Raw genomic sequence first — 15710 nt, 5'->3', positions numbered from 1 at the left:
ACATACTAGTCTTAATATGAAGCGATTCCTATCCATAAAAAAAGACTAGGAACACCCTAGTCTTTTAAAATTCTATTAACGTAATCTTACGGCAAATTGTGGTGCATATCCAGAAACGCTACCATAACTTACAGATTGACCTGGTTGAGGAGCATGAATATAAGAACCACCACCTGTTGCTAAGGCTACATGATAAGTGCCTCCAGATCCATCTGCCCAGAAATAAAGATCTCCAGGTTGTGCTTCTGCAACTGAAATTCGTGTTCCTGCATTCTGTTGAGCACCAGTCCATCCACCAATTTCCATACCATAAGTCTCACGATAAACATATTGAACGAAACCTGAACAATCAAAACCTGAAGGCGATTTTCCACCCCACACATAAGGAACACCCAAATATTTCTGTGCATTAGAGATTACATCTCCAAGGTTTGCAGTAGAAGGTGCCGGTGCTGTCGTTGTTTCCACCACTTCTTGAACAGGAGCTGCAGTCGTTTCAACGGTTTCTTCCACGACTGTTTGTGGCGCTTGTGTTGTTTCTACAACTTCTTGAGTACTTACAGGAGCTTGCGTTGTTTCTACAACTTCTTGGGTCGTCTCTTGCCATTGTGAAGTTGTTGTTGCTTCTTGAACAGACTCTTGACTAGTTTCTACTATTTCACTTGTTTCAAGCACTTCTTGAGAGCTAACTGCTGGAGCAACTGAAGTGGTTTCAGCGCTCGTTACTTGAGGATCAAGCACTTGGCTTGTTTCTTGACTCGCTTCTGGATTGGAAACAACTAGGTCTGCTTCATAGTTTTGTTTTTCAGCTTCTAATGCTTGTAATTCAGCTTGATCTAATTGTCCTTCTGTAACTAATTGATTATAGTTCGATTCTACCAAAGCACTTTGAGCTTCTAAATCGCCTTTTAAGGCCTCTAAACTAACCATCGAATCCACTTTCGCTTGCTTTGCTACTTTGGTCTCGGAAATTTTTGATTCTAATGTTTCTTTATCTTCTTTTTGCTGAGCTAGTAGATCCTTATTAGAAGATACTAACTTACGAATTACATCCATCCGACCAACAAAATCCGAAATAGAAGTTGATGAAGCTAGCACACTAAGATAATTTGATGTGCCCCCATTCTTTTGAATGGCCACAGCTTGATCAGCAATTAGTTGTTGGCGTTTTTCAATTAGAGCTTCTAATTCAGAAATTTCTTGACCTAAAACAGCGATTTTTTCATCATCTGCTTGAATAGCTTCCTGCAATTCAGCAGCTTGAGCCTTAATGCTGTCAACAGAATGATATGCGTTGGCTAATTGTGCATATAACCTTGTCTGTTCTGGACTTAAATTCTTTGAATCAGCCAAATCTTGTGCTTTTATAAACATTGGATTAATAGCTGTCACAAGCAAAGTAGAACACAACAATGTTTTCATCATCTTTTTAGAAATTGCCTTCTTCATTGTTAAAGTCTCCTTGTTCGTTAATGTATTTATGGTTGGACTATCCAATCAGTCCATTTTTATCATCACAATCCATACTTTAACACAATCTTGTTCTGATGTGGTTATTTTCTTCAATTCGTATAGGATTTGAAATCTTCAAGAAATATTCTTTAGAAATTCTTTAATAATTTTAAAAACCGTTTAAAGACTATTTCTTAAACGGTTTTTCAACTCTTAATTTTCCTGTAATTCAACCAAGGTATAATTCTTCTTTCCGCGACGGACTAAAATATACCGTCCTTCAATCGCATCTTCTTTAGACACCTCATAATCCACATCGGTTACTTTTTGACCGTTCAGTAATATAGCGCCGTTTTCAATAAACTCCCTCGCTTGTCGACGAGAAGAAACAATTCCCGCATCCACTAACCAAACAGCAATATTAGTTGGCTGATCTGAAATACTTGCCTGAGGCATATTTTGAAATCCAGCTTGAATTTGTTTAGCGGTTAAATCTTGAACCTGACCAGTAAATAAAGCTTCAGTAATTTTTTGTGCTTCCGCTAAAGCTTCACTACCATGAACAAACTGAGTGATTTCTTCAGCTAAGCGTTTTTGAGCATGTCTTAAATGAGGCTGACTTTCAACTTCTGCAGCTAATTGGTCAATCTCTTCTTTCGTTAAGAAAGTAAAATATTTCAAATATTTTACAACATCTTCATCTGCTTGATTAAGCCAGAACTGATAAAACTCATAAGGGGTTGTCTTTTCTGCATCTAACCATACTGTCTGACCTCCAGCTGATTTACCAAACTTCGTACCATCAGCTTTAAGCATTAAGGGAATTGTTAATCCATAGACCTCGGCTTCCGGCCCCTCAACACGACGAATGAAATCAATTGAAGCTGTAATATTTCCCCATTGATCGCTTCCACCGATTTGCAATTGAACTTCATTATTTTTATAAAGATGTAAACAGTCGATCGATTGAAGAATTTGATAGGCAAACTCAGTAAAGGAGATCCCATTATCCAACCGCGAAGCGACAACGTCCTTCGCTAACATCGTATTCACATTAAAGTGTTTACCATAATCCCTTAAAAAATCTAAAGCCGATAATTGACTTAACCAATCATTATTATTCACAATTTGGAAGGAATTCTCACTCGTGTCGCCTTTAAGAAACAATTTTTCCATTTGTTGTGTTAATTTTTCAGCGTTTTTACGAACAACATCCATTGTTTGAAGCGTCCGTTCACTCGTTCGACCAGAAGGGTCACCAATCGAACCAGTGGCTCCACCAATAACTACAACCGGATGATACCCTTGAAGCTGAAATCTTTTCAAAACCATAAATGGAATCAAATGTCCAATATGCATTGAATCTCCCGTAGGATCTACGCCACAATATAAATGAATCGCTTTTTTCGCTAATAAATCCGCTAATCCCTTTGCATCAGTTTGTTGATTGACCGCTCCGCGCCATTCTAGCTCTTCAATAATCGACATTATGTTCTCCTTCTATACTTGATTTTTCTTTAGTTAAAACATTATAGCAAATCTTAATTATTTTTTCCAATCACTCACGCGCCACATTTGCCCATCTAATCGCTGTTGATAATCTTCCAATCTTTTTTTCTGTTCTTTATATAACAATCCAGCATTTTTAAGAATGGCTCGCGTTGGGTATTCCTTGGCCTTTTGAATCCATTGTGTCATGGCTTCTTCATACTCCCACTTTTCCATTTCTCGTTACCACTCCATTTCTTCAAAAAAATGCAAGTCTTCTTTTTGTTCATTTAGCTTCTCCAAAAATTGGTCAAACAGCCATTGATCAACATCGGAAAGATCTAACTTTAAATTATTTACTAGCTTAATAATATATTCTTGCCGAGCTTTAAAATCATGAACTTTTCCTTCATTAAGATACAAAGAATAATCAATCATTAGCTCCAACCTTTCTGACTCCGTTAAATAATGATATTGAAAGATTGAAAAAGGCGAAAATGTTTTTAAATCAAAATAATTAGCCCAGGCGTAATAAGGTGCCAACATCGAAGAAAGGGTAATTTTTTGCCGTCCATAAAATTGATAATCATCCGACTGACTCCCAGCAACCGTAATGATCCCCAAAGGATGTCCTTGTAATCGTTGATGTAAGCGTCGATTCAACTTATCTTGGCTAAAAACTTGATCCAACCATACCTTTAAGATGAAGGGAGCTTGGTACCAATAAATAGGAAATTGCAAAAAGAGTTGGTCGTAGGATAAGATACGGGCTATTTCTTGATCAGAATCAAAATCCCCTTTATTTTTCCATTGATCATACAGATCCACATACTCAACTTCTGCCAAAGAATGACCGCTCTCGATTAAAAATTGTTGACTACCTGATTCTGCTAATTGATCATGAGCAATTAAGACTAAACTAGTCATCATTATTTGACTCCTTTTCCTCACTGGTGCCATTTTGATGTGGCAAGCGAATAGTGAAGGTCGTACCCTGACCTTCTTCACTCTCCACTTCAATTTTTCCTTCATGAGCTTCGACTAATGACTGAACTACCGCTAAACCAATCCCTGATTCGCCAAACTTGGTACTTTTACGTGAAACATCTACTTTATAAAATCTTTCCCAAATCAACTTAATCTTTTCAGCTTCAATCCCGATGCCATGGTCTTTAACTTGAATCATGGATCCTTCGTCCTCCATGGATCCTAAAATTTGGATATCACTATCACTAGAAAATTGAATAGCATTATTTACTAAATTAATGAGTATTTGCAAAAGACGATCATAATCTGCCCATATAATCAGATCATCGCTAGCTTGGATAACAATGCGATCATTTTTATCATCTGCCTTCGTTTGCATTTGTGTTTTCAAATGCTCAAACAAAGTCTTACCCTTAATGGCTGTTTTTTTAAGAACGATCTGCCGACTTCGTATCTTTTCATAATCCAAATTTTCATTCACAAGCCGGGTCAAACGTTTTGTTTCCGACTGAATCAATTCCAAGGAACGTGCTTTTTGACTCTCAGGAATCATATCGTACTGTAAGCCTTCCAAGAGACCAGACATGGTGGTCAACGGAGTTCGCATTTCATGAGCAGCATCCATCATAAATTGCCGTCTTAGACTTTCCTGCCGCTTAATTTCTGCTTGATACTCCACCAACGAATCGGCCATTAATTGAAAATCGCGTGCTAAATCCGCAAACTCATCTTTTCCTTCCGTATTTACCTCCACTTGATAGTGCCCAGCAGCAATCTCTTGTGTCGCTTTTTGTAAATGCTTCAGTTTTTTTGTTTGGTAAAGAGAATACACAATACTTATTAATACTCCCACAAAACTCGCCACTAAATAAGATATAAAAATCTGTCGCTGCATGGTTGAAACCTGGACTTCCAAATCTTCTAAAGGGGCTCCTAAAGAAATAAAACCCGAAGGAAATCCTGCAACTTGATTCTCCTCTAACGGAATATACACTGTAGCCATTTGTTCCTGAGTTGATGGGTTCACTAGTCGTTGTGAGAACCTAAGTCCGATACTTCGACCATTCGCAATTTGATCCAGGTCACTCTGACTCAGTTTTGAGGAAAAACGTTGATCATAAGTAGGATAGATTATCCGCCCATCCGATAGATACACTTGGATCATTATCTTCTCACTTGCTAGCAATTGCGAAGCGATAACCAGATCATTGCGTGAAAAAGCATTATTAACAATATTTTCACCATATAGCAGTAATTGATTCTCCCGTTCATTATAGATATGTTTTTCCATATAATGTGAGATCCCATAAGCAGAGATCGATAAGGCTGTTAACAAAACCACGAAAAAGACAATGATCTGTTGCCACAAGAACTTCATAGTTTATTCCCCATCATGCTCGTCAAATTTATATCCCACACCCCAAACGGTTTGAATTAACTGAGGACCATAATTTTCAAGTTTTTGTCTTAATTTTTTAATATGAGCGTCAACTGTCCGTTCATCACCATAAAAAGGGTCTTCCCAAATGCTTTTTAAAAGCTGCTCCCGGGTAAAGACACGCTTTGGATGCTTAGCAAACATAACTAATAACTCAAATTCCTTGGGCGTTAAATTTTCAACAAGTTGCTCATTATAATAAGCCTCACGTGTTGTGGTATTAATTTTGACGGTATCGGTCTGAATATTAAATTGGTCCTCTTCTTGAGTTGGATGATCCTTCATTGAAATATGAGCACGGCGGTGAAGTGCCTTCATACGAGCTAGTAAAGTTAGCGGACTAAATGGCTTAGTCACATAATCATCTGCTCCCATCTCTAAACCAATAACCTGATCCGACTCAGAGTCTTGTGCTGTCAACATAATAATCGGTGTTTCTTTTGAAATTTCACGCATTTTTCGACAAATTGTCATCCCATCCATAGAAGGCAAGTTTAAATCCAAAATTACTAGATCCCATATTTCAGGATCCGCTTGATAGGCATCAAAGCCTTCTTTTCCATCTCCATAAAAGCTAGCTTCAAATGCTTCTTTTTCAAAAAACATTCCCATCATTTCACACACTGAACTATTATCTTCGATCATCAATATCTTCATTATTCTCATTCCTTTCTTTGGCTAGCCTTAAACCTTCCAACCTCATTATACCTTAAAACCCCCTAAATCACATCGCAATCATAAAAAAAGAACCTATGACACTCTCGCCATAAGTTCTTCAAATTAGTATATTAAACTTTTCCGTTTATACCGTGGACTCTTCTTTCAATTGATCAATCACTTGATCGACCATTTCTCTTGCAATCTGCATACTTTCCTTGGTCTCGTCATCTGACTCTGAGCCACCATTCTTAAAACTTTGATCTTCTTTACTCTTAGCCGACGGCCGATCCAATAACTCAATTTCTTGGGCATGACATTCAATCACATAAACCGACTTATTATCTTTATCCTGATACTTTCGACTTTGCATCATGCCAGAAATGGCGATACGTTGCCCCTTACAAGCAAACTTATGCAACATCGTCGCTAAGCCATTCCAAGCCACAAATGGAATAAAATCGGTAATAGTCTCCCCATTACGATCACGATAGGTCCTCGGAATAGCTAACGCATTATTGACCACTTTAGAATTTTCACCAGCGGATTTTATTTCAATATCTCGGCAAATTCGACCGACAAAAACTATCTGGTTCATCGATATCCTCCTTAAATCATTACTAATAACTAGATAGTCTATCAGCCATCATTTGCGCTATTCATTTTGAATTTGCTCTGCAATTTGAATGATCTTCCTTAAGCGGTGATTAACACCTGATTTAGATATCGGTCCTCCTGGCACTTGATGACCTAATTCTTTTAAGCTTAAATCAGGATTTTCAAGCCGGAATTCTGCTATTTGTCTTAGTTTTTCGGGCAATACCTGAAGCCCTTTGGTCGATTGAATCAACTTAATCGCTTCAACTTGCTTTTGTGAAGCATCAATTACTTTATTAAGATTAGCATTCTCACAGTTAACCAGTCGATTCACTGAGTTACGCATATCTCTAACAATTCGAATATCTTCAAACGCTAACATTCCCCTTGTAGCACCAATCACAGCAAGAAAATCAGCAATCTTTTCCGCTTCTTTAATATAGACAATATAGCCTCGTCGGCGTTTTGTTATTTTGGCATTCAAAGAAAAATCATTCATCATCTTACACAAAGAATCGCTATGATCTTCATAATTGGAGTAAATCTCAAGATGATAAGAATTAGCAGTGGGCGTATTAACCGACCCCCCTGCTAAAAATGCTCCTCTTAAATAAGACCGTTTCTTTTGTTCATCCAACAATAACTTTGATGAAACATCCGTCTGGATTTCTCCTTGATCCCAAATTTCTAATTCATTCAGAAGGTCTAAAACCCCCTGACGAAAACGTACGATATAAACATTATTCTTCTTTAGCTTCATCTTCCGTCTAACAATTAATTCGCCTTCATTGGAAAATTGATCTTTAATCAAAGTATAAATCCGTCGAGCAATCGCTGCGTTTTCGCTTTGAACATCTAAGATCAACCGTTGCCTTTGTATATTGAGCAAGCCGTTCATCCGAATCAAAGCCGCTAATTCTGCTTTAGCATGCTCATGGTGCACTTCAAGCAGGGTACATTCTTTTTTTATATCTGAAGCAAACGTCATTTGATCGCTCCTTATTCTCACTCTGGCTCATTAATAAGAAGCCCGAGTTAAATGATTTTTGGCATTTAATTTACTAGTTTCTAATAGATAACTTAGTTCCTGAACAACTTTATTTGTATCATGGTAGGCGCCTCCCTGGGTCATATTCAAAAACTCACTTGAAATGACCCGACAACCTTGTTGCCGCAACGCCTCAAAATCATGCTTAACTTGTAATAAATACTCTTCATTGGGTTGATTTTTGATATATTCCTCAGGTACTGGGGTCGTATTAACCAACACTGTATCAATAAAGTTAGCCTTTAAATGCTTATGCAAGACCGCAACATGATCTGCATCGGTAAAGTTTTCTGTTTCTCCTAATTGAGTCATAATATTGCATATATAGACAACCTGAGCGGGACTTTCTTTAATCGCTTCCCCTATCTCTTCAATCATCAAGTTAGGCAAGATCGACGTATATAAACTACCCGGACCTAACACTACCAAGTCCGCCGTCATGATTGCTTCTACAACATGATCCGAGGCTTTGATCGCCCGATGACCACTTAAGGTCGTGACATTAACTTCTTCTATTTTTTTTCGATGCTGAGCAATTTTAGATTCACCAACTGCAATGGATCCATCCTCAAACAAAGCATTCAAAATCAAAGGCTCCTCAGCCGCAGGATAGATATGCCCTTGGATTTTCATGTATTTTGACAAGACATCAATGGATTCACTCAAGGATCCCGACATCTCTTTCAATGCCGCAATCACTAGATTACCTATAGCGTGTCCCGCTAAAAAGTCATCATCTGTATTAAAGCGATACTGAAAAAGCTCCAATAAGATCGGATCCATTTGCGACAACGCCACCATACAATTACGAATATCTCCCGGTGGAACCACATTCACATAATCTCGAATAATCCCTGAGGATCCACCATCATCAGCGACCGTCACAATAGCCGTAATATGGGCATCTAACTTTTTTAGTCCTTTTAGAATAACTGGTAGCCCGGTGCCGCCCCCAATAACAGCTACTTTAAATCGCCCTTTATTAATTTGATCCATTAGCCTCTACCTTCTTAATTACTTGTTGTTGATTGCGATCCTTATCTCGATGAGAAACTTTAACCATATATTTTTGACGAATTAAATCTTCGCCTAGACGCTCCGCCATCGCTGCAGATCGATGTTGACCCCCCGTACATCCCACCGCAATCGTTAACTGACTTTTACCTTCTCGCTTATAATATGGCAAGCAATAATTTATCAAATCTATCCATTTTTGATAAAAAGTTTCTGTCTCCGGTTGATTCATCACATAATCATAGACCGGACGATCCAAGCCGGTTAATATTTTTAAGTCATCAACATAGTAAGGATTTGGTAAGAAGCGAACGTCCATCACCAAATCCGCATCAATCGGCAGTCCATATTTAAAGCCAAAAGAAATCACATTCACGACAAATTGTGACCGGTCTTCCGCTGAAAAATGAGACATAATCTTTGCCCTTAATTCTCGTGGCTTCATCTTAGAAGTATCGATAATCCACTGAGAACGCCCACGAATTGACGCTAATAAAGCCCGCTCTTTCTGGATCGCTGCCAAAGTAGCCTCGTGCGTCCCTTGAGATAAGGGGTGACTTCTTCTACTCTCTTTATATCGGGCAACTAAAGTTTTATCATCTGCTTCCAAAAATAAAATCTGACTAGTCACAGCCTGATCTCCATCCATTTGAGCCATCACCGAAGTCAATTCATCAAAGAATTCCCGCGTTCTTAAGTCAATAACCAAGGCAATTTTCGTAATTTTCCCAGTTTCCTGCATCAAACGCCAAAAAGTAGGCAGCAATTTTGGTGGCATATTATCAATACAATAGTAACCCAAATCTTCCAAAGACTGCACGGCTACAGTTTTCCCCGCTCCACTCATCCCAGTGATAATTACTAGCTCTAAACCTTCTGACATAACCGATCCTCATTTCTATCATTTAGCTTTCAACAACGCTTTTTTGGATTTAGACTTGCAAAAGAGTACGTGCTGCTTCTTTTAACTGCTCCGCCTTCATCATTGCCTCTTCTTTATTTTTATCTACTACACCTAAATAAAGCTTTATTTTAGGCTCTGTCCCACTAGGCCTTAAAGCAAACCAAGCATTAGGTGTCAAACGGTACTTAAGAACATCTGACTTAGGATAAACTAATGGTATTTGATGCCCATCTTCACAAGAACGGATACCCGATAGGCAATCAATCGTTTCAATCACTTTAAAATCAGCTAATTCTTTAAGTGCCATTTCTCTCAATTGTGTCATCATTTTCTTCATTTGATCACGTCCACCTAAACCAGGATAATCAAACGAAAGGGTCTCTTCATAGTAATAACCATAACGTTGGTAGATTTGTTCTAATACCTCTGACAAACTGTTACCTTGTTGCTTATGATACGCCGTTAATTCTGAAATAAATACCAAAGCTTGGATAGCATCTTTATCTCTAGCGAAAGTTTTTAATAAATAACCATAACTTTCTTCAAATCCCATCAAAAAGGAATGTGACTGATTCTGTTCATACTGCTTAATTTTTTCACCGATATACTTAAAGCCGGTTAAAACCTCGACTAATTCTACTTGGTACTGCCTAGTTAAACATTCTACTAAGTCCGTGGAGACAATTGATTTTATAACTACACCATCACTTGGTAAATCTCCAGATTGAGACTTAATCGTGAGCAAATAATCCAGCATCAAAACAGCAATCTGATTCCCTGTCAATAACTGAAATGTGCCCGTCTCATTACGAATCATCGCGCCTAAACGGTCTGCATCTGGATCAGTCGCCAATATAACATCCGCATCAATAACCTGCGCTAACTGTTCAGCCATATCAAAGGCCGCTGGAGATTCTGGGTTAGGATACTTCACAGTTGGAAAATCTCCATCAGCTTGTGCCTGGTCTTCCACAACATGAACCTGTGAAAATCCCGCTTGATGTAAAGCCTTCAGTCCCAAATACAAACCTGCTCCATGTAATGGTGTATAGACAATTTTTACTTGATCTCCCGCTTGATTAATCAAATCTTTTTGCAAAGTAACAGTCCTCATTTGATCCAAATAAGCCTGATCTAATCGATCAGAAATGATCTCAATTTGACCCGAACCCAATAATGTTGTCTTATCTCCAAAGGGAATGGTTAAAATATCTTGAATTGCAGCTACCGATTGGCTTAATCGGTCCGCTAGTGCAGGTGGCATTTGCCCACCATCTTCACCATAAACCTTATATCCATTATATTCTGATGGATTATGACTAGCTGTAATCATAATGCCTGCATAAGCTTTTAAATGACGTACTGAAAAAGATAAGACCGGAGTGGGACGCAAGGACTCAAACAAATAGACTTTAATTCCATGATACCCTAATACCAAGGCTGCTTGCATTGCAAATTCACTGGATTGGTGGCGCGAATCATAGGCGATAACCACACCGCGTTCCATAGCTTCCTTACCTTGATCTTCAATTAACCGCGCCAAACCTTCTGTTGCCTGACGAACAGTATATACGTTCATCCGATTCAATCCAGCCCCCATTATACCGCGCATTCCTGCAGTACCAAATGATAAATAGCTTGAAAAAGCATCCTCGGCCTGCGTAGGGGTAAGCTCCTCTAAGTTCGCTCTAAGCTGGTCATCTAATTGTCCATATTCTTTCCATCGTTGATATTCTATACGCCAGTCCATTACAATCCCACCTTTCTATTATCTATTAACTTATTTGTTAGCATCCATTTCTTGAAGATATAAATAAGCTTGATGACCTGCTCGACTTCCATCGCCTACAGCTGTAGCAATTTGACGCAAAGTATTTTGACGCACATCACCCACCGCGAAAACGCCGGGAATCGAGGTCTCCATCCGCTCATTCGTTATAATCCAACCCTCTTCATCACAAATCCCTAATGATGTAACGAGTGATGTGTTCGGAACTAGCCCTATATAAATAAATACGCCCTGACAAGGCACAAGACTATCTTTTTGATCCTTTAAAGACTTTATGCGAACCGCTTCAACCGCTTGATCTCCCACCACTTCTTCCACGACACTATCCCAAATAAAATGAATCTTTGGATGATTAAATGCCCGGTCTTGCAATAGCTTTTGTGCACGCAATTGATCTCGCCGATGAATAATAGTTACTTTAGAAGCAAACTGGGTTAAATAAGTCGCTTCTTCAACTGCCGAATCGCCACCACCTACAACAACTAGGTCTTTATCACGGAAGAAGAAGCCATCGCAAACTGCACAATAAGATACACCTTTCCCATTGAGTCGCATTTCGCTATCTAATCCTAATTTTCGATGTTGGCAACCAGTAGCCAGAATAAGCACCTTACTAATAAAACACTTATCGGAGGTATACACCAGCTTAGCCTCTCCCTCAATATCAATTTTGGTTACCTGCCCCATCACATGGTCTACACCAAATACCATAGCACTTTGATACATTTTTTCAGCTAATTCCGGACCAGAAATTAATGGATAACCCAAATAATTTTCGACATCTGCGGTATTATTCACCTCTCCCCCCGGTAAACCCTGTTCAATCATGACTGTTTTTAAATTAGCCCTCGAAGCATATAGGGCAGCTGTTAACCCAGCGGGTCCTGCTCCAACGATCACAACATCCACATGTTCTTTTACTAGTGATTCCTTTGCCATTACGATCATTCTCCCTTCACTTGATTTTTCGCCCATTCTTCTTGGTGTGAAGCCAAAGAAGCTTCTTGTTTACCAGGTCGACCCATCAATTCTTGGATGACTGTTTTCAGTGAGGCACCTTCATACAAAATTTGATATAAACCCGCTGTAATCGGCATATCCACTTGGTATTCTTGACTCAACTCATATGCTGCCTTTGTTGTAAAGATCCCTTCAACAACCATATGAACTCGCTTCTCTACTTCCTCTACATTATAACCCTGAGCTAACAGGTTCCCTGCTTGCCAATTTCTAGAATGAACGCTGGTACAAGTTACAATTAAATCACCAACCCCGCTCAAGCCCGAAAATGTTAAAACATCTGCACCCATCTTTATCCCTAAGCGGGTTATTTCTGCTAAACCCCGTGTAATTAATGCTGCTTTTGCATTATCTCCATAATCTAACCCATGTAAAATTCCGGAGGCAAGAGCAATAATATTTTTTAAAGCTGCTCCCATCTCAACACCAATCACATCCGTATTCGTGTAGACTCTAAAATAATCATTCATAAATAGCGTTTGAATTTTTTGCGCAGCCTCTAAGGAAGTGGACGCTGCTGTAATTGTGGTAATATCTTCTTTCGCCACTTCCTCAGCATGACTAGGACCTGAAAGAACCACAATCGCTTGAAATAATTCCCGAGGAATCGTTGCTTCAATAACCTGAGAGATTCTTAAATGGCTTCCCTGCTCCAGCCCCTTACTAACATGCATAATAATAGGACGTGTTTTAGATCTACTTAAAATAGGGACAATTGATTCAGCAACTTTTCGAATAGCCTTCGTTGGCACTGCAAACACAAGCAATTCGCAAGCTGTTACAGCTTTCTCTAAATCATTCGTTGCCTTTATGACGGGGGCAAGTTCAAGTCCTGGTAAATAGGAAGAATTTTGATGTTGGTCATTTATTTCTTTAATAACATCCTGCTCAATCCCCCACATTTGAACATTAACCTGATTGTCGGCTAGTACTTTTGCTAAGGCTGTTCCCCATGAGCCTGTTCCTAAAATTGTTACTTTCATATTCTCATTCCTTTTTACATTATATTACTGTCTGAATAATAAGGGATATTCGGATTTTTTCTACGCAGAATACCGAGCATTATACCTCCAACCACCATTAAAATGGAGACAACTTGAGAAATTCTAAAGCCAGCAAAATACAAACTATCACTTCTCAATCCTTCTATAAATGATCGCCCGATTCCATACCAGATCAAGTAAAAACAAGTCATTTCTCCAAGTTTCAAATGCTGATTCATCCGACGCAAACAAAGTAAGATTAATCCGCCAAATAGGTTCCATAAAGACTCATATAAAAAAGTTGGCTCTCGATAAGCTCCTTCAATCCATAAGTGCTCAATCATAAACTGCGGCAAGTGAAGAGATTTTAAACTAGTCAGATCAACAATTCGTCCATAAGCTTCTTGATTAATAAAGTTGCCCCAACGGCCAATACTTTGAGCAAACATTAATGAAGGGACCGCCATGTCTAACCATAGAAATAAAGGTTGCTGGTAACGTCTAGCAAAATAATATAAAACAATACCTCCGGCGATCACACCCCCATAAATCGCTAAGCCTCCTTGCCAAATAAAAAGAATGCTTAACGGATCTAACTGATAGGCTTCCCAAGAAAAAAGAACGTAATACAAACGTGCACCTATAAAACCAATAACAATCGCCCAAAACATCAAATCAAAAGCTTGGTCTTCATCCATTCCCTTACGACGAACTTCCCTCATAAATAAACTGTATGCAATAACCATTCCCAGTCCAATGAGTAACCCGTACCAACGAACAGGCCAAGCTCCAATTCTAAAGGCAACTGGATCAATTTTTGCAAAAAACATAATCGCCCCTCTTCTATCCCTCACGATTTGCTCGTATCAACGCATCTAATTTTTGATTAAAACTTTCTGTTGCATCATAACCCATCTGAGTGGCTCTGAAATTCATCGCCGCTGCTTCAATGATCGCTGCTAAATTTCGCCCGCTTTTTACAGGGATACGAATTCTTGGTATTTGAACATCAAAAATACGTTCATATTCTTGTTTAGATCCTAAACGGTCATATTCAATCTGCCCATCATCTAACACCATTTCAATAATCAATTCCAAACTCTTAGAACGTACGATCGCTGAAACGCCATAGAGACTCATCACATCGACAATACCTAGTCCACGAATCTCTAATAAATTCTGCAAAATTTCTGGAGCTTCTCCGATCAAGGTTAGTTCATCAATCATATAAAATTCAACCCGATCATCTGCAATCAAGCGATGTCCCCTTTGTATCAATTCTAAAGCGGTTTCTGACTTACCAACACCCGAAGTTCCGGTAATTAATACACCCATCCCAAAAACTTCTAAAAAGACACCATGCTTCGAAAAACGTTCCGCCAATTTTCCTTCTAGATAATTAGTTAGATTAGCCAACACACGTGATGTCTTAGAACGGGCAGATAGGACAGGAACCTTCATTTCATTTGAAACTAAAGCTAATTCAGCAGGGACAACGATCCCTCTTGCAATCACGATCGCAGGCGTATCATGACGACAAATTAATCGAAATTTTTCAATCCGCTCTTGGCTTGATTGCGCTTGAAGATAAGCAATTTCTGTTCGTCCGATTAATTGAATACGCTCGCTCGGATAGTAATCCTTAAATCCAGCCAAAATTAACCCTGGCCTTGATACTTCAGAGGAAATAATCTGTCGATTCATAAACTCGGCACCAGCTACCAACTTAACATCCAAGGTATCAACGAGCTCCTCCACTGTTACATATTTATTCACAAGGATCCCTCCAATTAATTTCCTGGCTAAATGGTATCATAATCCGAATCTAATAACTAGTTATAAACAAAGGAAGGCTGAGATATTAATACCTCAGCCTCCCTAAACTACATCATTTTGATGATAAAATGGGTCTTCTCTAAACCCTTAAAACGACAAGAGTCCCCGCAAATTAAGAGCAATACGCTCAATGATACTTGCTATTTTTTTATGAATCGACAATATGCCTCAACCTTAATTATTCTTAAATAGATAATGTAAACTAAGGCTTAAAAATCACTCCACATATCTTCCTCATCCTCCGGTGTAACATCTTCTCTATTAGATTCATCAAAACGATGACGGGTTTGATATCGTCCAACTTTTTGATAATCTGTAGGTATAATGAAGGCCAATATCAAATACAACAGTAATCCACTCCCACCGGTAAAGAATGCGAAAATAAATAGGATGCGGAAAATTATCGGATCAATATTGAAGTATTCACCTAAGCCCCCACAAACACCTAAAAAACGTTTGTTTGTTGATGATAATGTTAAAGTCTTTTTATGTGCCAC

16 protein-coding genes are annotated in these 15710 nt (G+C 38.7%); all 16 read right to left on the bottom strand.

From position 1 onward, the window contains the following. Positions 1 to 75: 75 nt before the first annotated feature. The 16 genes from HMPREF9706_RS06010 to HMPREF9706_RS05935 all read right to left on the bottom strand — a co-directional run bounded on the left by HMPREF9706_RS06010 (position 76) and on the right by HMPREF9706_RS05935 (position 15710). The gene (locus tag HMPREF9706_RS06010; RefSeq protein ID WP_006908465.1) at positions 76 to 1449 is read right to left on the bottom strand and encodes a C40 family peptidase; all 1374 of its coding nucleotides are present in this window, start codon (positions 1447 to 1449) and stop codon (positions 76 to 78) included. Positions 1450 to 1665: 216 nt separating this feature from the next. Then, complete coding sequence (gene tyrS, locus HMPREF9706_RS06005) at positions 1666 to 2940, bottom strand: tyrosine--tRNA ligase (protein WP_006908464.1); 1275 nt, start codon at positions 2938 to 2940, stop codon at positions 1666 to 1668. Between the two features lie 57 nt (positions 2941 to 2997). Next, entirely contained in the window at positions 2998 to 3177 is a 180-nt protein-coding gene (locus HMPREF9706_RS06000; RefSeq protein WP_006908463.1) for a hypothetical protein, read from the bottom strand. 6 nt (positions 3178 to 3183) lie between these two features. Beyond that, on the bottom strand, positions 3184 to 3870 hold the full coding sequence (locus HMPREF9706_RS05995) for an NAD(P)H-dependent oxidoreductase (protein ID WP_016648661.1): 687 nt from the start codon (positions 3868 to 3870) through the stop codon (positions 3184 to 3186). Next, positions 3860 to 5305 (bottom strand): sensor histidine kinase, encoded by a 1446-nt coding sequence (locus tag HMPREF9706_RS05990; protein ID WP_006908461.1) that lies wholly within the window; start codon positions 5303 to 5305, stop codon positions 3860 to 3862. The genes HMPREF9706_RS05995 and HMPREF9706_RS05990 overlap by 11 nt, the downstream gene beginning before the upstream one ends. A 3-nt stretch (positions 5306 to 5308) precedes the next feature. Further along, on the bottom strand, positions 5309 to 6022 hold the full coding sequence (locus HMPREF9706_RS05985) for a response regulator transcription factor (RefSeq protein WP_006908460.1): 714 nt from the start codon (positions 6020 to 6022) through the stop codon (positions 5309 to 5311). A 145-nt stretch (positions 6023 to 6167) separates the two neighbouring features. Beyond that, complete coding sequence (locus HMPREF9706_RS05980; protein WP_006908459.1) at positions 6168 to 6620, bottom strand: single-stranded DNA-binding protein; 453 nt, start codon at positions 6618 to 6620, stop codon at positions 6168 to 6170. A 57-nt stretch (positions 6621 to 6677) separates the two neighbouring features. Continuing rightward, positions 6678 to 7607, bottom strand: coding sequence for a DNA-binding protein WhiA (gene whiA / locus HMPREF9706_RS05975; protein WP_006908458.1), 930 nt, complete (start codon positions 7605 to 7607; stop codon positions 6678 to 6680). A gap of 30 nt (positions 7608 to 7637) precedes the next feature. Beyond that, on the bottom strand, positions 7638 to 8663 hold the full coding sequence (locus HMPREF9706_RS05970; RefSeq protein ID WP_006908457.1) for a gluconeogenesis factor YvcK family protein: 1026 nt from the start codon (positions 8661 to 8663) through the stop codon (positions 7638 to 7640). Then, positions 8650 to 9564: an RNase adapter RapZ gene (gene rapZ, locus HMPREF9706_RS05965; protein ID WP_006908456.1), complete on the bottom strand. Its 915-nt coding sequence runs from the start codon at positions 9562 to 9564 to the stop codon at positions 8650 to 8652. Before rapZ ends, HMPREF9706_RS05970 begins: the two co-directional genes overlap by 14 nt. Before the next feature lie 49 nt (positions 9565 to 9613). Next, positions 9614 to 11335: a phospho-sugar mutase gene (locus tag HMPREF9706_RS05960; protein ID WP_006908455.1), complete on the bottom strand. Its 1722-nt coding sequence runs from the start codon at positions 11333 to 11335 to the stop codon at positions 9614 to 9616. A 30-nt stretch (positions 11336 to 11365) separates the two neighbouring features. Next, positions 11366 to 12313: a thioredoxin-disulfide reductase gene (gene trxB, locus HMPREF9706_RS05955; protein WP_006908454.1), complete on the bottom strand. Its 948-nt coding sequence runs from the start codon at positions 12311 to 12313 to the stop codon at positions 11366 to 11368. A 5-nt stretch (positions 12314 to 12318) separates the two neighbouring features. Then, on the bottom strand, positions 12319 to 13377 hold the full coding sequence (locus tag HMPREF9706_RS05950; protein WP_006908453.1) for an NAD(P)H-dependent glycerol-3-phosphate dehydrogenase: 1059 nt from the start codon (positions 13375 to 13377) through the stop codon (positions 12319 to 12321). Positions 13378 to 13391: 14 nt separating this feature from the next. Then, the gene (gene lgt / locus HMPREF9706_RS05945) at positions 13392 to 14207 is read right to left on the bottom strand and encodes a prolipoprotein diacylglyceryl transferase (RefSeq protein ID WP_006908452.1); all 816 of its coding nucleotides are present in this window, start codon (positions 14205 to 14207) and stop codon (positions 13392 to 13394) included. Positions 14208 to 14220: 13 nt separating this feature from the next. Next, positions 14221 to 15153 (bottom strand): HPr(Ser) kinase/phosphatase, encoded by a 933-nt coding sequence (gene hprK, locus HMPREF9706_RS05940; RefSeq protein ID WP_006908451.1) that lies wholly within the window; start codon positions 15151 to 15153, stop codon positions 14221 to 14223. Between the two features lie 269 nt (positions 15154 to 15422). After that, on the bottom strand, positions 15423 to 15710 hold the full coding sequence (locus HMPREF9706_RS05935) for a PspC domain-containing protein (RefSeq protein WP_006908450.1): 288 nt from the start codon (positions 15708 to 15710) through the stop codon (positions 15423 to 15425).

Origin of the sequence: Facklamia hominis CCUG 36813, assembly GCF_000301035.1 — a bacterium.
Taxonomy (GTDB): domain Bacteria; phylum Bacillota; class Bacilli; order Lactobacillales; family Aerococcaceae; genus Facklamia; species Facklamia hominis.
Note: the sequence above shows the minus strand (reverse complement) of the source record. Positions and strands in the feature narration are given on the sequence as shown.